Raw genomic sequence first — 17,728 nt, 5'->3', positions numbered from 1 at the left:
GTCTGAGTCACCCCTTGTTTGATTAAAATTTCGATTTGGTACCTTTGCTCTGGGCTGAGATGATTGAATTTCTGCATGACAACACTAATTTAATTCTTCAGCCTAAGGAAGGAAGCCTAGGCTTCCTTCCTTAAACCTTTAGTGTTGCACTTATTACTTGAATCTGGGAAAGGAGTTTGCGATTAAAGTAAACTATTCCAACCCACCAATGATCTCGAGCTTGGGATTTGCTCTTTTCAGTTCGGCAATGTCTGCTGAATCTACTTTATTCCCAAAAACCACCAAATATTTCAGGTTTTCAAGCTTTTTCAGTTTATCCAACTCGTTGGAAATGTTGAGTTTATTCATCATCAGGTTTAAGGTATCCAAGTGTTGAAGTCGGTCAAAATCAGTCGGAAGCTTAGCCAAATCTAATCCCACCAGTCCCAGGTTTTGAAGTTGCGTCAATTCTGTCAACTCCTCCGGAACGTACCGAAAAGGTGGATCATCGGTCATTTCCTGAATTGTACTTTCAGGGGGATACACTTCCCATTGACCTGTGCTGTCTTTGGTGATATACAGGGATTTTGCTTTTTTCAATTGACCTATATCCGATGGAATACTGTCCAAATTATAGCTGCTCAGGTAGATTTCGACGCTCTCCCTTTCTACTAGCTGGCCGAAAAGTCCTTCCCTCTCATCCTTCGGGGAGCAAGCAAACAAAATAGCAGTCAGAATGGGCAGAAGTATTCTCATGTTTACTGGTTAATGGTTAAATGTCAAAAAAAGCAGGAAGTAGATATAATGGAAATTCAAGCCGATGTTTTTCACTTTCCGAGTTTCAGGATTCTTAAAGCTCCTTGAATCACCAAACCGAAGACGATGGTTCCTATGATCAAATCAGGCTTATTCGAGTCAAGCCAAAGGACCAAAATTCCTGCTGTAATCACGCCCAAGTTGATAATTACATCATTCGAAGTGAAAATCATACTTGCTTTCATGTGAGCTTCTTCCCTACTCTTTGATTTTTGGAGCAGGTAGAGACAAATACCGTTTGCCAAAAGGGCAAAAATCGAAACTACGATCATGGTGGAAAAGTCAGGTACTTTTTCTGCCCCGAAAAACCTTCTCAATACTTCCACAAATCCAATCAATGCCAGCGTGATTTGGAAATATCCGGCAAGTTTGGCTATTCGCTTTTTTCTACTCAGAGAACCGCCAACGGCAAAAAGGCTGATTCCATAAACAAAACTGTCTGCCAACATATCTAAACTGTCCGCCACCAATCCCATTGATTTGGAAATCAGGCCGGTTGTCATTTCGATCAGGAAAAATGAAAAATTGATTCCGAGTACGGTCCAGAGTAATTTTTTCTGGTTGGTATCCTCTTGAAAGTCAGTTTGCTCGGTTTTTTCGCTGGAGATTTTCTTTCCTCCCAAGTCCAGTTCAAGGATTGACTTTTCGATTGGATCTATTTCTCCGGTGTGGAAAACGGTCAATTTTCTATTGGGGATATCAAAGTCCAAATGCGCAATTCCTGAAATTCCATTCAGCTTCATCCGGATTAGATTTTCCTCCGAAGGACAGTCCATCTTGGTGATTTCAAATCCTGTTTTGTGCATCCACTCTCACTTTTTTTTAATTGGTAGTAACGGTTTTCATATGGTTGTTGGTGTTCCTTTACACATTGCGACCTTTCACCTGAAAAAATTTACTCAATCGGCTCGCTGAGATGTCGGTCAAAGTATTCGATTAGCTTGCCAAACAGGTAGCGATCGTAATTCTGCTCACGGCTCCATCCATGCGTTGCACCCGGTGCAAAGGCAAAGTCAAAGTCCTTGCCCTGTTTAATCAACTCTTCCGCAAGCACCGCCACGGTCTTGAAGGGTACCACATGGTCCTGCATGCCGTGGATAAACAGGAGTTTATCCTGCAGATTTGCAGCGTACTTGAGTGCTTTTCTTTCGAAAATCTCCGGGTGTGTCTGGGGGGTACGAACAATCGCCACGTCGTCCGTGCCGAAGAACATCGGATCCACAGCCGCTGCAGCAGCAACACCCACCTGGAATAAGCCCGGCTTCATCAACAGCGAATAAACGGAGAGTGTGCCTCCGTAACTGCTGCCCCAGATGCCAATGCGGTCGGGATCGACATAATCCAGTGACTCCAGATAAGCCACGGCACTGGCATAATCCTCAATGTCCTGGTCGGCAAAGCCCAGCAGGAACTCTTCACGGAATGCCCGTCCATAACCGGTACTGCCACGTGAATCCACCTGCATGATGATGTATCCCTTTTTGGCCAAAAGATGCTGCACCAAGCTGTAGTTGCCGGCCCAGCGATTCCTTGCGGTATTCGAATACACGGGCCCAAACAGCACTGGATACTTCTTACCGGGCTGCATGTTGGTAGGTTTCAGAATCCGGGCATGCAGCGTATAGTCATCTACCAAACTGGGGAAACTGACATATTCCGCTGCTGTCCAGCTTCGATTTGTAAAGGCAGGCAAAGGGGAATAGGTTAAGCGCGTAGCATCTCCTCCCTCGCTGCTAACCACGTAAAGCTCTGCCGGAGAAGTATCGTTGCTGTGCATAAATACCAAGTGCTGCCCATCCGGAGAAGGATAGCCAATATTCTGACCGGGAAGGTGGGTCACCTGTTTGGGATTGCCACCGGACAAATTCAGGCGATATACGTGTTGTTCGTATGGATTTACGCTATTGCCAGCATAAAAAAGTGCATCCCCAGCGATGGTGGGTGAGGACAACACATCATAGGAAGGATCTGTCAGGAGCTGAGGAAGATCCTTAGATGGCGAGTCATCGATTGTGTAAAGACCGTAGCGATCACCCATATCGCTTAAGAAAACAACCTGTTGCCCATCCGGATGCCAGGTAGATCCAAAGGTGGTGTACATGCGAGTCTCTCGAACACCTCGCCAAATCTCTCTAAGTTGGTTTTCTCCGGGTGAAACAACGAATAACTTCCGTTCAACCGCCGTGTCAGATGCAATATCAATTAGCAGCGCACCGCTCGGTGACCAGTTGAAATCAATGACCTGATTGGCCTGAGGGTCCGGCAAATCAAGGTAGGTGATATTTCCACTTTCTACATCGAGCAGGCCAACCTTGCGATTCTCGTTTGGATCACCGGGATAACTTCGGCGTACTTCATTGGGATTAGTTTCGGCAGCGAGGTAATCCGGGAACGGTACCTTTCGCATCTCCCGTCGGTCCACCACGTGAATTGCGATGGTCTTTCCATCCGGGGACCACTTGTAGGTTGGTCCACTCCAGATGCCCGGACCGATTTCACGTTCCGGTCGACTGTAGCGCCCCTTCTGTAAGCTCGAGAGACTGGGTATGCCTATATTGGTGAGTTGACGATTCTGTTTGGAAGAGAGGTCAGCAAGCCACAGGTCACCGTTTTGTATATACGCCGCTTGCTTGCCGCTTGGAGATATCGAAAGATTACTCGTACCTTCCTCAACGGGCATCAACTGAAGGTCGGCACTTTGGCTTAGCGATGTCTGCCATAGGTGGTTACCTCGCAGACTGATAATCGTGTTCTCGTCGGTCCAGGCAATATCTCGTACTGAGCCGGAAGCCGTATTGGAAATGAGCCGAACTTCCTCCCCATCACTTGTGGATACCCAAAGGCCACGCCCGGGGTTTCCCGGTTCACTCCAGGAAAAGGCAAAGTGCTTGCTGTCCGGTGCCCATACAGGTTGAGAGGGGCTTGTTCCCGTCAGTTTTGGAGTTGCGAAGAGATCATCCAGTGTGAGTTCAGCTTCCTGCGCTTGGAGAGTAGTGGACATCACCATCACTAAGCCAGCCAGAAGCCATTTTTGCCAAAAGGAAGTTTTTTGCATGTGTTTGCTTTTGTAATGTCAATTAAAATAATCATCTATTGATCAAAAGGGCTCTTCTCATTTGATCCCAAACTTTCTAAAGTACTTAATAGTCCGATTTTTTGATTTTTGAACAATTCTTAGCAGCCTTGGCTATGGCAAGTGTGGGTTTTCGAAGTGATTCACGTTCCACCAGTGCCAAAAATAAGCTTGGAAAACTAAGCCTTACCAAAGCAGAGAACCCCGCATTAAATATGACAGTTGTTAGGGCCAGTCTATTATTTTATCTTGATTTCTAATTGTCGTCCGAGTCCGATTTCTATTATTTTTTTCAATGTCGCCAATTCAACGTCTGATCTTTCGTTTTCGATTCTCGAAATATATGTTCTCGATGTTCCACTCATAATTGCAAGTTCTTGTTGAGTCAAACCTGCTTTTTGTCTTGCGTCGCGAATAAGTCTTCCGAGTTTCATCATTATTTCAGACTTTTCGGGAACACTGTATTTCAATAAAACATCAGCGCCAATTTCAAACGGAACACGTTCTTTTTGTCCGTTTCTCATTGTTATAAACTGTTCAACATTGTCGAACGAAAGTGTATGATTTCTTAGTTCAGCTTTTTTCAACTCGTCTTCATTGTAAAGAATAAAAGCTGGTGACTTTTCATCTACTACGATGCTTTTCAATACTTTCCTAAAGTCAATAATTCTTGACTCTCCATTGTTGAAGGTGACGTTTATCGAATGGTTTTCAATCTTGTTGATTTTCAGAATTCTCGGAATTTTTATCGTCTTTCTCATCTCAAGTTCGGATTAAGTTCATAAAACACTTCTAAAGCCCAGTCGGCATTTCCTGCAAGCCAGTCCATTGCTTTCTTCATTTGTCTTGAAGGAAGATCTCCAGCATAAACTTCAAAAGTTTCAATGGTCAACAAAGCTTCAAATTCATTGTACAAAACATGAATGTGCGGTGGTCTGTGGTCACCGTTGTAAACATTGATTTTAATTCCATCGAATCTGTCGATTGTTGGCATTCAACAAAAATAGAAAAGTATCTAATTAGGTACAAATGTCGTTTGTAATTTGTCTTCCTTGGATTGGCCCTATCGGTTTGCATATGGCTTGTCGCGGTTTCGAATAACTTTCCTGTCCACCGAAACCAAAGCTGGCTACGGAGCAAAAAACTTGAATTTAGCGTTGTACCCGCCATGAGCTATATGCGTTGTTGTGTGCCGTGTTTTATTTTTTCTTTTACATTCCATCTTCTCTGTCAGAAAGCCATTCATTGTATTTAGCTTTAAGTTTGTCTCTCTTTTCGGTCGAGTCAACAATAATGTCAACTCCACCGTCATAAGGTGCAATGACACATTTCTTTGACGGACTGACAAACATTGCTCTTATTTCATCATCAGCAATTGCTTTGAGAATTTCATCCCTTTTTCCGTTTTCCCATTTCTCAGTCTTTACGTAAATGTCAAAGTACATTTCATCTTCATATTCTTCTGGTCTTTCTTTTTGTAAATCAATTCTCAAGACCTTTTGAAATTCTCCGAAGTCAGTTAGTTCTTTATAAATGTAATTGGTTGAGTCCCACCTATAAAGTCCGAATGAAATAGCAACTTCTGATTCTTCTCCAATCAGCTCGTTAATCAATTGGTTTTGTCGGTCAAGTATGATTTTATACTCTTCTTCAGTTTCAGCGTATCTTTTTGATTCAGGAAGACTATGAATTCTGAAACACCTGTCAGGATATATCAATTTCAATTCGTGATTGATTGGCAACGATTCAGGATATTCCTTATTCCAATAGTCTATGAATTCGCTTTCTGTCATTTTTTTAATGTGCTACAACTCCTTTATAAACACAACTAAACCTAACCATTTCTTTTCATTTAAAAAATCCATTTCCTGCCTCTAAAGCCCATTTATCCGACAACAAACGACTACAATCGAATACAAACGACTAACTACCGACTCTTTTTTGACCACTCTCCCAACTTTGGTCCATCAGTTCTCCTCTAGCGGAAATTGTTAAACCAAATCTTTCACACTTAACTTCTTTAATCATGAACGCGCTAAGAAACAAAGTTCAACTCATCGGACACCTCGGTTCCAAAGTCGAAATCAAAACCCTCGAATCCGGAAAAATCATGGGGCGGGTAAACATCGCCACCAATGAAGTCTATCGCAATGCCAAAGGCGAAAAAGTCACCGAAACGACCTGGACCAACCTGGTCATCTGGGGCAAAAACGCAGAGATCCTGGAAAAATACACGGACAAAGGCTCGGAAATCGCCGTGGAAGGCAAACTCTCCAACCGCTCCTACACCGACAAAAACGGAGAAAAAAAATACATCACTGAGGTCGTAGTCAATGAAATCCTACTCCTCGGTGGCCCGAAAGCGGAGAAAGCCAATCAGGAAGTCGCCGAATCAGACTTGCCCTTTTAATCGATTCGCTCAGGAATTCATTTTAAAGCAGGCGTCCCGTCCGGATGCCTGTTTTTGTTTTATTGAATCCTACGGGTCTTAATCTCCGGAATCAGATTCTCCCGCATTTGAGCTTCCGTAAGATAAGAAATGCCCAGTTCCTGTGGAGAAGGCCCAACCCATTCGGCTTTTTTTCCTTCCAGTCGGATTTTCCCTGATTCCAAATCAATTTCCAAAAGGGCAAACAGGCTTTCTGAATAGGAACAAGTATAGGCCAAGGATGGATGAGATTCATGAATTTCCTCAGGATAACTCCAGTGGGCCAATTGCTCCCCCACCCAATAATAAGAGGCAGAGTTGATATGTACATAATGAATTCCCCCAACTTCCAAATGCTGATCCACATGGGCATGTCCATTGATGACAAGAAGGATTCGGTCAGCATAGTGTCTCAAAAGGTCTTGCATCTCTTTGGCATTGTCCAGGGGATAAATCCCTGCCAAAGGTTGATGGCATAATATCATCACAGGAACTTTGGCCTCTTCCAACTCCTTCCTGAGCCAAGCCTGCTGTTCGGCACCAATATAGGCTGGATAGCCTTGAGTCGGATTGGGTGAACCTTCCTCATTCCCATCCAGTACGATTACCTTAATTCCTTCCAGATTTCGGGAATAGTAGCGGGAAGGCATTTGGTAAGCTTTCACACATTGATCAAAACTATACCCATAGTCCACATCGTGATTGCCCAAAACATGAAAAACATTTTTGTGGGCTTGATTGAATCGCTCGATCAAGTCCTGATTTTCCGGTGAGGGAACTGCAAAATCACCCAATTGCACCAATGCATCCACTTTTTCTTTTTGCATCTTATTCAAAAAATCCTCAAGCCGCTTTTCCCCATCTGGAATGATATCCTGATGCAGGTCTGAGATCAATCCGATTTTGATTTTCTTTTTGGATTGGGTTTGGGAAAAAGCCAAGCCCGGTACACTCAGGGCCAAGGAACTCCAAGTCAGTCTTTGCAGAAAATTTCTTCTGGAATCCGGTTTGTTCATGGTTTACACTTTGCTTGGAAATCTTTTTTCAAAACCTTCTGCCAACTCCTTCCCAAAATGGGCTGAAGCCAGCCGATTGGCTCGAATCTCAGTCCAAAATAGGCGGTGATCTCCTCTAAACCAAGGCAGGTGCCTCAGCCCCGGGGTCAAATTAAACAAGCTGGGTAAGCCGATCTTCAGGTAAAATCCAAGAATTCTGGAACCCAAAAATCGCTTGTGATCCCCTTCACATCCACGCAAATAATCCAGATAATGCCCGTATTCATGCTGGATAATCGGCTTCTCTGCGAATAGGGGAATGGTTTTGGAAAGAAAAACCCCCAAGCCCGGGAGGCAAATCGCAGCTCCTTTTGCCAGCCAAGAACTCCGAAAAATCCGGATACCATGAACCAAAGGCGGATTAGGAATTCGCTGAAGGAACATGGATCAGATTCTGGCCTGATAGGTGTAGAGCTGATAGTATCTTCCCTGCAGAGCGATCAGCTCCTCATGCTTGCCACGCTCGACAATCTTGCCCTGCTCAATGACCAAAATCTGGTCAGCCTGACGGATTGTACTCAATCGGTGAGCGATGACAAAGGTAGTTCTTCCCTTCATCAACTCTTTCAAACTGGCCTGAATCAAGGTTTCCGATTCTGTATCCAAATTCGAAGTAGCCTCATCCAAAATCAAAATCCTCGGGTCCGCCAAAATAGCACGGGCAATGGCAATCCGCTGCCGTTGACCTCCCGAAAGCTTCACTCCCCGCTCCCCGATCAGCGTATCCAAACCCTCTTCAAATCGATCTGAAAACTCCTGTACGTGAGCAGCCTTGACGGCTTTTTGCACTTCCTCTTCGGTGGCATCCGGTCTTGGGAACAGGATATTTTCCCGTATCGTCCCTTCAAAAAGAAAATCATCCTGCAGGACTACTCCGAGATGGGAACGGAATGACTGCAAAGTGACTTCCTGCAAGTCCTTTCCATCCAGGGTAATCTGACCTGAGTCCGGATTGAGAAAGGTAGCAGCCAATCCAGCAATAGTCGTTTTCCCCGAACCTGAGGTCCCAACCAATGCGGTCACCGACCCGGCAGGCGCCTGGAAACTGATCCCTTTGACTACCTCTTTATCCGACTCATAGGCAAAAGAAACCTCCCGAAACTCCATATCTCCCCGGATTTCATTCAATTGGACAGTCCGCTTGCGGTCATCTGACTCCAGCGGGGTATTCATGATTTCCTCAGTTCGGTCCAATCCTGCAAAGGCCTCGGTCAGCTGACTCCCGATATTGGACATTTGCACGATGGGAGCGATCATAAAACCCAAATACAGGGTAAAAGCCAAAAAGTCTCCAAAGGTCATTTCCCCTTTCATAATCATCCAACCCCCGATACCCATAATCCCCGCAGAAGCCAAGCCAAGCAATAATGTCCCTGCAGAGGTCACAAAGCTGGTGGCTGTAAGGCTTGATTTGACATTTTGAAAAAGTAGCTCCACCCCTTCCTCAAACGTCTTGATCTCCTGAGCTTCGGCATTGAATCCTTTGATTACCCGGATTCCTCCCAGCGTTTCTGTCAGTCTTCCGGTGACTTGCGCATTGATTTTGCCTCTTTCCCGGAAGATGGGGCGGATTTTTCCAAAGGCTTTCAAAGAAACCAGACCGAAAATGGCAACAGGAACCAACACATATAGTGTCATCAGTGGGCTGATGCTGATCAGTAAAACGAGCGAAATCACCGCAGTCAGGACTCCACCGATCATCTGGGCAAAACCCGTCCCGACAAGATTTCTCACTCCCTCCACATCGGTCATGATCCGACTGACCAACTCTCCAGTTTTGGCATTGTCAAAAAATCGGATGGGAAGCTGAATGATGTGCTTTTGGACCTGAGCACGAAGTTTGGCAATCAAATGCTGGGCTTCCACACTCAATATCTGCGTCAGGGAATAGGAGGTCACAGACTGTACCACTATGGCTGCCACCACAGCCAAAATCAACCACTTCAGAAGAACCAAATCATTACTGGGGATCACGTCATCCACTAAATACTTACTGGCTCCCGGCAATACCAAACCGGAAAGTCTACTGATTATTATGAGAAACAAACCTAAAAAGAGGTGTTTTCTTCTGGGCCAGATGATGGTCTGAAAGACCTGTCTCATGGTCACTTTTCGTTCTTGTTGTTTTGCCATGATTGATTTCGGGGAAAGGAAAAGGTATCCGGGATTTATCTGGAAGACTCCTTTCAGAAATGAGATCGGATCTCGATTAGTTCAATAAAAAAAGCCCGTCTTGGAGGACGGGCTGTGAGAAGATTCTAACCGACTATTCGGTCTTTGGAAGTACGTTGGATATCAGGGATACTTTCTCAATGGGTTCGGTAGCATTTGAGTAGATTCTCACTACGGAGTTTTGTTTACCCATTTTCCCTGCAGAATTGAAAGAAACTTTGATCTCTGCAGAATTTCCCGGAGCGATAGGCTCTTTTGGCCAGCTTGGCACTGTACAGCCACAAGTCGCTGCGACATTGGAAATGATCAGAGGCTCGGATCCTGAATTGGTCAATGTGAAGGTGTGCTCCACTTTTTGCCCTTGCACGATATCGCCAAAGTCAACGGACTTTTCTTTGAAGCTGATGACAGCGCCTGAACCGGCCTGCTGTGCCTGAGCAGTGAAGATTAGTGCGAAAGCAAAGATGCTGAGTAAAATTCCTAGCTTTTTCATGATTATTTAGAAGTTAAGGATTCAAATTTCAAATCGAATTTACTTTTCTAGAGTTTCCGATACCTACAAAAGTGAAAAAATCTTGCCAAAGTTCAGTTTTCTGGATATTAAAAATTCTGATTATCCTTAATGATGCCAGTTGACATATATCCTTTGCTCATGTGGTTGGAAGTCAGAAGACCGAAGACCGAAGCCTCTGAATTCAAAATCCTCTGACCTGAATTTAGGCCGTACTTTTTTATTACTTATAAAAAAGCAGTTATTGAAATATTCTTGGCAATCCACTTTAATTGGGAGATTTCCCAAGGATTCTGGCCCTTTCTTCTCCAAATTCCAAGGACTAGATTTCTTTTTTTACCAAGGAGAAAAATCCCGGTGCGAAATTAACCAAATACAATTCCTCAGTCGCCCGGGTCATGGCGGTGTACAGCCACCGGACAAAATCCCGGTCTACCTTTTCCTCCTGCAAATAGCCCTGATCGACAAATACCGCACTCCACTGCCCTCCTTGGGCTTTATGACAAGTGAGCGCATAGGCAAACTTGATTTGCAGCGCATTCAGGTAAGGGTCTTTTCGGATTAGCTCCATGCGCTCGGTTTTATTGGCCATATCTGCATAATCCTCCGAAACCTGATCGTAAAGTTTACGGTATTCTTCCCTGCTGAGGGAAGGAGTGGAAGAATAAAGCGTGTCCAAAATCACCTTGGCCTCGAAAAAAGGCTCCGATGGATAATCCAAAAGCCGAAGCTCCAAAGTGGCGAACCGAAATCCATACATTTCCTCAAACTTTCGGATTTTCATCACCTCCACCATATCTCCATTGGCCAGAAAATTAACCTTATCGGATTCGGCCATGTAGGTATAGTTGTTTTTCACAATCATCAGCAGGTCCCCGGTACTGATTTCCTCCTCGTAAAAGTGAATCACTCTTCGGATGTATTGATTGTACTGCACTGCTGCCTTGTTGGATCGGGTGACTATGGTGGTACTTTCAGTACCAAACTTGTCATAGGCATACCTGAGCCCATCCTCCAAGCGCTCAGAGGTCATTTTGAAAATGTCACGGAAGCCAGCCGTGTAGATTTGAATTTGAAATTGATCCCCGACGAGCTCCTGTCTGAGATGTGTGGCATTAAAGAGGATGCCCGATTCCAAGCGTTGACGCATGACTTCGGTAAGTTCGGTCTGTTCAGCCTTCAGCCGAAAGTGCCGCAGAAGATACCCCGAATCCAATGCTGGACTGTACTCACTGCCTACCGGAGGAAGCTGGGCGGTATCCCCTACAAGCAGGAGTCGATTATCAGACCCGGAAAAGACAAATTGAATCAAATCCCAGAGCAAATTGCCTGACATCCCTCCATCATCGGATAGCATGGAGGATTCGTCTACAATGAAAAGCGTGTCTTTATAGTAGTTTTTCTGAAGGATAAATCCTCCACCCGTAGCACCCGGATCTCCTTTGGGTCTGTAGATGATTTTATGGACGGTATAGGCTCCGCGACCGGAATAGTTGCTCATCACTTTGGCTGCACGTCCGGTAGGTGCCAAAAGCAGGGAACGCATATTCATCCGGGGCAAGACTTTGACCAGGGCAGAAATTAAGGAGGTTTTTCCCGTACCTGCATATCCCCTGAGCACAAAAGTGGGCTTTTCTTCTGCCCCCGTTTTCAGAAATTCATCCATCTTTCGGAAAAAGGTCATTTGACCCGCAGTTGGAGAAAAGGGGAAATATTTGATCAACAAGTCCGAGGGCTTAAATTCCCCCTGATTATCTTTACCCATAGAAAGCGAATGTAAATGTCCTCAGATCAAATCAGCAAGGAAATCGAATCAAAATTTGGAAATCGTCTGAGGAGCCGTGTCAATGGGATTCTTTGGGAAGGAGACAAAATCCTGATGGTCAAGCATCAAATGAGCGAGGATCGGGTCTTTTGGTCCGTACCCGGAGGAGGAATGAAATATGGAACTTCGGCGCCGGAAAACCTAAAGAGAGAGTTTCTCGAAGAAACGGGCCTGGAAGTATCCGTGGAGCGATATCTCTTCGTCCACGAATACCTCTCTCCTCCCTTGCATGCGATGGAGCACTTTTTTGAAGTGAAAAAATTGAATGGTACGCCTAAATTGGGAATAGATCCTGAGCTTTCCGGACAAAAGCAAATTCTCTTGGACTTGGCTTGGATGAGCCTCGAGGATCTCCAAAGCCTTCCCAAATCTTCCCTTCATCAGGTCTTTTGGGGAATTAAATCCATTCAGGACCTAGGATTGTGGAAAGGATATTTTAATTTTGAAAATATTTCTCTAAAATAGCACGTTTTAAAAACCTTCAACCTTAACCAGATTTCTAAATCTTACTTACAATGAATCTTACTAGAATTCTCTCCTTAGTATTCTTCGCAGTAGCTGCAGTATTGGGATACCTTCTTTGGAAGGGCGTCAATGACGTAGTGGAAGAAGAGAAAAGAATTGCGCTTCTCGAAGCTGCCACCATTCAAAAACTGGAAATGCTGCGTGATGCCCAATTGGCTTACCAGGCTTCCAACGGAAAATACGCCAGCACTTGGGATTCATTGAAAATGTTTATCGAAGACGGGGAGATCTACCTTGTTCAGCGAACGGAGACTACTCGCCTTTTGGACTACGGAGCGGAAGAGATCACTGTCACATTCGACACCCTTGGGTCAGTAGGAGTTTTGGATTCCCTTTTCAATGAAAGAAAATACCCCGAATTCAACTTGGAGCTACTTCCTGTAGTACCAGGATCCGGCGGAAAGCAATTTGAATTCTTCGCGGACAAAGTAGAAAAGACTGGTGGATATTTGGTTAACGTATTTGAAATCAGAGACCCCGCGCCAATCAATCCAAAAAGAAGAGTAAACAACAACGAAAAAGCCTTGAGAGTCGGATCCAGAACGGACGCTTCTACAGAAGGTAACTGGAAATAACCCAACCCCTTTTGAAACCGGATTTAAAAGTTTATAAAAGTGATAGGTTTGATGTGGAAGACACAGCGGGCCTATCGCTTTTTTTATACCCTTCCTTCACTTTTATTTTTGCAAAAGATAAAAATGGAGCAAACATAGCTATAAATCATTACCCGAACATCGGCTGGGGGGATTTGGAGAAAATCACCGCCGTGGACCCTCTGCTCAAGCAAGATGTACCTGCCAGGGTTTTCATTCACACGCCCGTTTTTTCTTTGGTACCCGGTCTTTTGTTCCAAAATGGTCAGGAGCAGCAATATTTAAGTTTTGCAGCCGAGTCCAATGGAGAGCAGCACTATTTTTCCTGTGCCTTGGACAGCAACAATCTTCAAATGATCTCCTCTTTTCCCCGTGGATTGAAGAAATCCCTTGAAGCTAGATTTTCGGAACTGACCTTTGTCCATGGGGCGTGTTCTTTTCTTTCCTACCTTTTCAAGGAGCGCTTCAACCTCATCGGTCAAGAAATCCTAATCCACTACATGGACAGTCATTTCTATTTGGCCGCATTCAAGGATCAGGAGCTCAATCTGTTCAATATGTTTGAGGTAGAAGCAAAGGAGGACTTGTTGAAGTACATTTTCATTGCCATGGAGGAATTGGCTTTTGACAAGAATCATGCAAGAATCAGCTTTTTTGGACTCGACGAAGCAAATGGAATATCCAAGGAATGGCTGGAAGATTACTTCTACCACGTGCGGTTGATTAAACCCCACGCAAATCAGAATTATGGTAATGGATTTAAAAACCTAAAATCCGAGCATCTTTTTGAAGCAAGGTGGCAAATGGACTAAATCATGAAAAAAATCGCCATTTTCCCTGGATCATTTGATCCTTTCACCCGTGGGCATCACGACATTGTGATGCGGAGCCTAAAGCTTTTTGATGAAGTAGTAATCGGAATTGGATACAATTCCACCAAAAAAAACAGGTATTTCGACATCGATCTGATGGTGTCAAAAATTGAAGAGGTGTACCTCCATACTCCTGAAGTCAAAGTAGTGGTTTACAATGAATTGACTTCTACCTTGGCCAAGAGGCTGGAAGCCGGATTTCTGGTAAGAGGTCTCAGAAATACCACCGATTTTGAATACGAGAATACGATCAGTCAAATGAACCGATACCTCAATGAGGATCTGGAGACAGTGTTTTTGATTACTTCTCCGGAATTTGCCGCGATCAGCTCCACGGTAATCCGGGAAGTCCACCGATATGGTGGCAATGTCACGGACTATTTGCCTTATGCTTTGTGAGGCTTGAGCTGCATCTTTAGGTAATGCTTGAATAAGTACCTCATTGAGGGATAGGAATTGATCAAAGCTGTCTTGGCATCTGCCTCTGACATCCACTGAATGTCTTCTATTCCTTCTTCTGCCTGGGGCTTCATCGTCGCATCATTGAGTGATTCCATGGCATACCAATAGGTTTTCTTGAGTATACTTTTCCTGTTTTGGGTATAAGTGTGCCAGGTTTTTACTATCGGCGTCCGCAGCTTGACCACGATATTGCACTCTTCTTCTACCTCCCGTTTGGCACACTGCTCCGGAGTCTCTCCTCTATCCATTTTTCCTTTTGGGAAATCCCACTTGCCCAAGCGATAAATCATCAGGACTTTTTCCTTCTTGGAAACAATTCCTCCTGCAGCCTTTACGATCAGAAAACGGCTTTTTACAAAGGTTTTCAAAGTACCCTTATCTTCGCTGACCAAGGTGACCGAGTCCAGATTTTTCATTTTTCGAGTGCGCAAAAGGTAGAGCAGCCGGATAATCAAATCATGGGAAGGTTCGTGAAAAATCACATCATCCTCCCACTCTACATCCGCAGGTATTTCATCAGATTGCCTGTAGACGTGCTCGTAAAACTTTTCCGAATCCAGTTCTTCATAACTAATCAGCTCGAGGGGCTTGTCATTTACAAAAATTCTCATGCAAAAAGCTAAGGTTGGGCTAGGTGTTGGAATCAAAAATGCACAAAAAATTCAGGTGGTACAATCTTATCGGTTTGTATTCTATTAATTTTGGCTTTATGGAAATTTTAGACCAAGCCACCGCCGCTGAAGTAGCTGACAAACTATTGGAGATTCAAGCCATCCGCCTTCAACCCAAAAAGCCATTCACTTGGGCATCGGGCTGGAAATCCCCCATTTACTGCGACAATAGGCTATCCTTATCCTTTCCTGAAGTACGCTGCCTTATCCGCGATCAATTGGTAAAAAGTGTCAGTCATTTTTTTCCAATGACAGAAGCTATTGCCGGCGTAGCCACCGCGGGAATTCCTCAGGGGGCGCTGATCGCCAATGAGCTGGATCTACCTTTTATCTATGTACGCTCAAAGCCCAAAGGACACGGCATGGAAAATATGATCGAAGGCAAGGTGGTCCCCGGCCAAAAAGTAGTGGTCGTAGAAGATTTGGTATCTACCGGCGGGAGCTCATTAAAGGCCGTTCAGGACCTCAGAGATGCAGGATTTGAAGTTTTGGGAATGGTGGCCATCTTCAGTTATGGCTTTGATGTGGCCGATAAGAATTTCGAAGCTGCCGGAGTAAAGCTGATCTGCCTCAGTCATTACGACGCACTTCTGCCCCGTGCAGTTCACCGAAAATACATTGATGAAGAGGTCCTTCATTCGCTAAGTGAGTGGAGAAAAAATCCAGGAACTTGGATGCAATAAAAGCAAAAAGCTGAGACCAAAATCTCAGCTTTTTGCTTTTTCGAATAAGCCAATCGAACCACCTACCCAATCCTTGTCCTTGTTGAATTTCACCCCGATCATCTCTCCTCTGCTTAGGCGAACCAAATTGCCTACCCAAGTAGGACTCTCCTCTTTCTCCGGCCAAAGAAACAGCAAGCGGACCTCCACTTTGACTTTCCCATCGGGAGATTGAACGATTGGAAGATAATGGACTTTCTTTTGAAGAATATAAAGGTCTTTTTCCCTGACTGCTTCCACATCCTCTTTTTTGACATGAAAAATGACCCCTGAGCCGGAGAAGGAGAATAAAGGCTTTAGGACGTAATTTTCCAAATCCTCAGGAATGCTTTCCAGTTCGCTGAGCAGCTTGGTTTCGATGAAATAAGGTCCGTTTAAATAGGGTAAAATGAATTTGGAAATCCGGGTGTACCAATTGGGGTGCCCTGCCCATTCTACATCCAAGTCCTCGGTAAATTCAAAGTCAAGAGGAAGATCTCTGCGCAATTCCAACTCATCAAAAATAACCCGGTTATAGATTCTTTTGATGCGAATTTTCTTGCCTTCAGAATCCATGTAAAAAAGCCTTTTCCCCTCTTTGATAACCTCAGTCACACAAACCACCGGAATGCATAAATCCCGTTTGGCGTAGTAGAAGTCAATCTTGGTGTTTTGCTTTTCTGGCTCTATTTCAAGCAGCACTACTTCCCGAGCACTGTGGCTACCCAAAACCACCTCCTTCAATTTTTCCATATACTTCTCCTCATCCATTCCATCCGGATACGGGGAGTAATCACTCAAAAAGGGGTAATATTTTTGGATTTTCCGGAACAGATTAAACTGGAAATTGAAGATGGATGGAAAACCCTGTACTTCGATGAGTTTGGGAATAAGCTGCCCTTCTTCCTCACAAATACCAAAGTCCACTGCCAAAAATTGGGTATGGGCATCCTCATTGGGCACTGCGGTATTCAACTCAATGGATCGCTGGGTCAATTCCTTGAAGTCCGGCCTTTTGATAAAATCAATGACCGCTTCACTGGCTTCTTTAAGTTGATTTTTGAGGGAGTCGGAAATAAAAAAGGGAGTCTCTGCAATCCGAAAAGTTGGCATATATGCAAAGTCGGAGGCAATATCGTTCAGAAAGGCCTGATACTTGTCCTGAGTAAACTCAGCATTGAACTTTTTTCGGATGGATTCTTCCATACTCAGGTTAAAGAGGGGGTTTTGGTGAGTTTGATCTTTTGGAGGGATTGCTCAAGAAAATTGGGGATTAGGGTTTCGTTGGTTTTGTAGATTTTGTTTTCATCTACCAAATCCTCGAGCATGGTTCGGAATTTAGCCTTGCCTTTGAGCTCAATGATTTTTTCCCGCACAATCGGCTTTTTCAAATGCTCCATGAAGCTCAAGGCATCCGCCTCAGGGTGAAACTGAGTACCCACTATCTCATCTGTAAACCGAATGGACATGATTGCCCGCTCGTATTCCACATGATTTCTGATTTTCTCCAGAGCGATGATTTTGGCTCCGAGGGTTTTAAACTTTTTGGAATCAGGCTGCACTACTTGGTAATCTCTGGAGTCCACCGCCCAGAAAGGATTGGGAAGATTTTGAAAAATCGGATCCTTGAGCCCCTCGAGGGTCTTGTGGACTGTCATCACCCCAAAGGAGGTGGATTTTCTTTTGGTGACTTCTCCTAAGCCAAAGTGTTTGCAAGCCATCTGAAAAGAATGGCAAATAAGCAGAAGATGTTTTTTGCGGGAATGATTCTGATTCCAAATCCAGATTTGGTCCAGAAAATCATAGTATTTCAAATCCCAGTCCCCATTCCCTTCCAGGGGATTTCCTGGGCCTCCTGTGGAAATATACAGGTCAAAATCCTGAATTTCTGGAAGTTGGGCCTTCCCTCTTACATCAAACTCCTTCCAGGCTATCTGTTCCGAAAACCTGGACAAGATATCATGGATACAGCGCATTCCCTGATTGGGCTCTCCGTCATACATATCCAGAATGGCCAGCTGTACTTTTCTCTTTCCCACGTTGAT

20 protein-coding genes are annotated in these 17,728 nt (G+C 44.5%); 6 read left to right on the top strand and 14 right to left on the bottom strand.

All coding sequences use genetic code 11. The annotated features are described in order from the left end of the window. Positions 1-192 precede the first annotated feature (192 nt). The 6 genes from AAA943_RS11355 to AAA943_RS11330 form a co-directional block, all read right to left on the bottom strand. Positions 193-735, bottom strand: a complete 543-nt coding sequence (locus AAA943_RS11355) for a leucine-rich repeat domain-containing protein (RefSeq protein WP_338224364.1) — start codon at positions 733-735, stop codon at positions 193-195. A 71-nt stretch (positions 736-806) separates the two neighbouring features. Then, positions 807-1,601, bottom strand: a complete 795-nt coding sequence (locus AAA943_RS11350) for a cation efflux transmembrane domain-containing protein (RefSeq protein WP_338224363.1) — start codon at positions 1,599-1,601, stop codon at positions 807-809. A gap of 89 nt (positions 1,602-1,690) precedes the next feature. Next, positions 1,691-3,850, bottom strand: a complete 2,160-nt coding sequence (locus tag AAA943_RS11345; RefSeq protein WP_338224362.1) for a prolyl oligopeptidase family serine peptidase — start codon at positions 3,848-3,850, stop codon at positions 1,691-1,693. Between the two features lie 257 nt (positions 3,851-4,107). Beyond that, a complete protein-coding gene (locus AAA943_RS11340) occupies positions 4,108-4,629 on the bottom strand; it encodes a helix-turn-helix domain-containing protein (protein WP_338224361.1) in 522 nt (173 codons plus the stop codon). Continuing rightward, positions 4,626-4,862: a DUF4160 domain-containing protein gene (locus AAA943_RS11335; protein ID WP_338221347.1), complete on the bottom strand. Its 237-nt coding sequence runs from the start codon at positions 4,860-4,862 to the stop codon at positions 4,626-4,628. Before AAA943_RS11335 ends, AAA943_RS11340 begins: the two co-directional genes overlap by 4 nt. Positions 4,863-5,079: 217 nt before the next feature. Then, on the bottom strand, positions 5,080-5,661 hold the full coding sequence (locus tag AAA943_RS11330; RefSeq protein ID WP_338224360.1) for a DUF3885 domain-containing protein: 582 nt from the start codon (positions 5,659-5,661) through the stop codon (positions 5,080-5,082). 233 nt (positions 5,662-5,894) lie between these two features. Between AAA943_RS11330 and AAA943_RS11325 the strand changes: the two genes are divergently transcribed. Further along, positions 5,895-6,278 (top strand): single-stranded DNA-binding protein, encoded by a 384-nt coding sequence (locus AAA943_RS11325; protein ID WP_338221349.1) that lies wholly within the window; start codon positions 5,895-5,897, stop codon positions 6,276-6,278. A 59-nt stretch (positions 6,279-6,337) separates the two neighbouring features. Here the strand turns inward: AAA943_RS11325 and AAA943_RS11320 are convergent, their stop codons facing one another. The 5 genes from AAA943_RS11320 to AAA943_RS11300 form a co-directional block, all read right to left on the bottom strand. Beyond that, positions 6,338-7,312: a metallophosphoesterase family protein gene (locus AAA943_RS11320; protein ID WP_338224359.1), complete on the bottom strand. Its 975-nt coding sequence runs from the start codon at positions 7,310-7,312 to the stop codon at positions 6,338-6,340. 3 nt (positions 7,313-7,315) lie between these two features. Further along, positions 7,316-7,735 (bottom strand): hypothetical protein, encoded by a 420-nt coding sequence (locus AAA943_RS11315; RefSeq protein ID WP_338224358.1) that lies wholly within the window; start codon positions 7,733-7,735, stop codon positions 7,316-7,318. Between the two features lie 3 nt (positions 7,736-7,738). Next, positions 7,739-9,484 carry an ABC transporter ATP-binding protein gene (locus AAA943_RS11310; RefSeq protein WP_338224356.1) on the bottom strand — a complete coding sequence of 582 codons (1,746 nt, stop codon included), beginning with the start codon at positions 9,482-9,484 and terminating at the stop codon, positions 7,739-7,741. A gap of 133 nt (positions 9,485-9,617) precedes the next feature. Then, positions 9,618-10,016 (bottom strand): DUF1573 domain-containing protein, encoded by a 399-nt coding sequence (locus AAA943_RS11305; protein ID WP_338224355.1) that lies wholly within the window; start codon positions 10,014-10,016, stop codon positions 9,618-9,620. A 340-nt stretch (positions 10,017-10,356) separates the two neighbouring features. Beyond that, positions 10,357-11,799, bottom strand: coding sequence for an ATP-dependent DNA helicase (locus AAA943_RS11300; RefSeq protein ID WP_338224354.1), 1,443 nt, complete (start codon positions 11,797-11,799; stop codon positions 10,357-10,359). Positions 11,800-11,814: 15 nt separating this feature from the next. Here AAA943_RS11300 and AAA943_RS11295 point away from each other — a divergent pair, with 15 nt between their 5' ends. From AAA943_RS11295 to coaD, 4 genes are all read left to right on the top strand, one after another. Continuing rightward, a complete protein-coding gene (locus tag AAA943_RS11295) occupies positions 11,815-12,324 on the top strand; it encodes an NUDIX domain-containing protein (protein WP_338224353.1) in 510 nt (169 codons plus the stop codon). A 50-nt stretch (positions 12,325-12,374) separates the two neighbouring features. Further along, positions 12,375-12,959 carry a hypothetical protein gene (locus AAA943_RS11290; protein ID WP_338224352.1) on the top strand — a complete coding sequence of 195 codons (585 nt, stop codon included), beginning with the start codon at positions 12,375-12,377 and terminating at the stop codon, positions 12,957-12,959. A gap of 173 nt (positions 12,960-13,132) precedes the next feature. Then, positions 13,133-13,789, top strand: coding sequence for a DUF3822 family protein (locus AAA943_RS11285; protein WP_338224351.1), 657 nt, complete (start codon positions 13,133-13,135; stop codon positions 13,787-13,789). Between the two features lie 3 nt (positions 13,790-13,792). After that, positions 13,793-14,248, top strand: a complete 456-nt coding sequence (coaD, locus tag AAA943_RS11280) for a pantetheine-phosphate adenylyltransferase (protein ID WP_338224350.1) — start codon at positions 13,793-13,795, stop codon at positions 14,246-14,248. Here coaD and AAA943_RS11275 read toward each other — a convergent pair. After that, a complete protein-coding gene (locus tag AAA943_RS11275; protein WP_338224349.1) occupies positions 14,236-14,922 on the bottom strand; it encodes an NUDIX hydrolase in 687 nt (228 codons plus the stop codon). The two genes, coaD and AAA943_RS11275, sit on opposite strands and share 13 nt — an antisense overlap. A 98-nt stretch (positions 14,923-15,020) precedes the next feature. Between AAA943_RS11275 and pyrE the strand changes: the two genes are divergently transcribed. Further along, the gene (gene pyrE / locus AAA943_RS11270; RefSeq protein ID WP_338224348.1) at positions 15,021-15,665 is read left to right on the top strand and encodes an orotate phosphoribosyltransferase; all 645 of its coding nucleotides are present in this window, start codon (positions 15,021-15,023) and stop codon (positions 15,663-15,665) included. Between the two features lie 24 nt (positions 15,666-15,689). Here the strand turns inward: pyrE and AAA943_RS11265 are convergent, their stop codons facing one another. Together AAA943_RS11265 and AAA943_RS11260 are read right to left on the bottom strand one after the other, a co-directional pair. Next, the gene (locus tag AAA943_RS11265) at positions 15,690-16,889 is read right to left on the bottom strand and encodes a hypothetical protein (protein WP_338224347.1); all 1,200 of its coding nucleotides are present in this window, start codon (positions 16,887-16,889) and stop codon (positions 15,690-15,692) included. Positions 16,890-16,891: 2 nt separating this feature from the next. Continuing rightward, a complete protein-coding gene (locus tag AAA943_RS11260) occupies positions 16,892-17,722 on the bottom strand; it encodes a type 1 glutamine amidotransferase (RefSeq protein WP_338224346.1) in 831 nt (276 codons plus the stop codon). Positions 17,723-17,728 lie beyond the last annotated feature (6 nt).

The organism is Algoriphagus confluentis (assembly GCF_036245625.1).
Classification (GTDB): domain Bacteria; phylum Bacteroidota; class Bacteroidia; order Cytophagales; family Cyclobacteriaceae; genus Algoriphagus; species Algoriphagus confluentis.
The sequence above is the reverse complement of the archived record's forward strand: the minus strand, read 5'-3'. Positions and strand labels throughout refer to the sequence as shown.

Bases quoted from the DNA above. Each gene is read 5' to 3' on its own strand.
- AAA943_RS11355 (WP_338224364.1), bottom strand. From the start codon at position 735: ATGAGAATACTTCTGCCCATTCTGACTGCTATTTTGTTTGCTTGCTCC.
- AAA943_RS11350 (WP_338224363.1), bottom strand. From the start codon at position 1,601: ATGCACAAAACAGGATTTGAAATCACCAAGATGGACTGTCCTTCGGAG.
- AAA943_RS11345 (WP_338224362.1), bottom strand. From the start codon at position 3,850: ATGCAAAAAACTTCCTTTTGGCAAAAATGGCTTCTGGCTGGCTTAGTG.
- AAA943_RS11340 (WP_338224361.1), bottom strand. From the start codon at position 4,629: ATGAGAAAGACGATAAAAATTCCGAGAATTCTGAAAATCAACAAGATT.
- AAA943_RS11335 (WP_338221347.1), bottom strand. From the start codon at position 4,862: ATGCCAACAATCGACAGATTCGATGGAATTAAAATCAATGTTTACAAC.
- AAA943_RS11330 (WP_338224360.1), bottom strand. From the start codon at position 5,661: ATGACAGAAAGCGAATTCATAGACTATTGGAATAAGGAATATCCTGAA.
- AAA943_RS11325 (WP_338221349.1), top strand. From the start codon at position 5,895: ATGAACGCGCTAAGAAACAAAGTTCAACTCATCGGACACCTCGGTTCC.
- AAA943_RS11320 (WP_338224359.1), bottom strand. From the start codon at position 7,312: ATGAACAAACCGGATTCCAGAAGAAATTTTCTGCAAAGACTGACTTGG.
- AAA943_RS11315 (WP_338224358.1), bottom strand. From the start codon at position 7,735: ATGTTCCTTCAGCGAATTCCTAATCCGCCTTTGGTTCATGGTATCCGG.
- AAA943_RS11310 (WP_338224356.1), bottom strand. From the start codon at position 9,484: ATGGCAAAACAACAAGAACGAAAAGTGACCATGAGACAGGTCTTTCAG.
- AAA943_RS11305 (WP_338224355.1), bottom strand. From the start codon at position 10,016: ATGAAAAAGCTAGGAATTTTACTCAGCATCTTTGCTTTCGCACTAATC.
- AAA943_RS11300 (WP_338224354.1), bottom strand. From the start codon at position 11,799: ATGGGTAAAGATAATCAGGGGGAATTTAAGCCCTCGGACTTGTTGATC.
- AAA943_RS11295 (WP_338224353.1), top strand. From the start codon at position 11,815: ATGTCCTCAGATCAAATCAGCAAGGAAATCGAATCAAAATTTGGAAAT.
- AAA943_RS11290 (WP_338224352.1), top strand. From the start codon at position 12,375: ATGAATCTTACTAGAATTCTCTCCTTAGTATTCTTCGCAGTAGCTGCA.
- coaD (WP_338224350.1), top strand. From the start codon at position 13,793: ATGAAAAAAATCGCCATTTTCCCTGGATCATTTGATCCTTTCACCCGT.
- AAA943_RS11275 (WP_338224349.1), bottom strand. From the start codon at position 14,922: ATGAGAATTTTTGTAAATGACAAGCCCCTCGAGCTGATTAGTTATGAA.
- pyrE (WP_338224348.1), top strand. From the start codon at position 15,021: ATGGAAATTTTAGACCAAGCCACCGCCGCTGAAGTAGCTGACAAACTA.
- AAA943_RS11265 (WP_338224347.1), bottom strand. From the start codon at position 16,889: ATGGAAGAATCCATCCGAAAAAAGTTCAATGCTGAGTTTACTCAGGAC.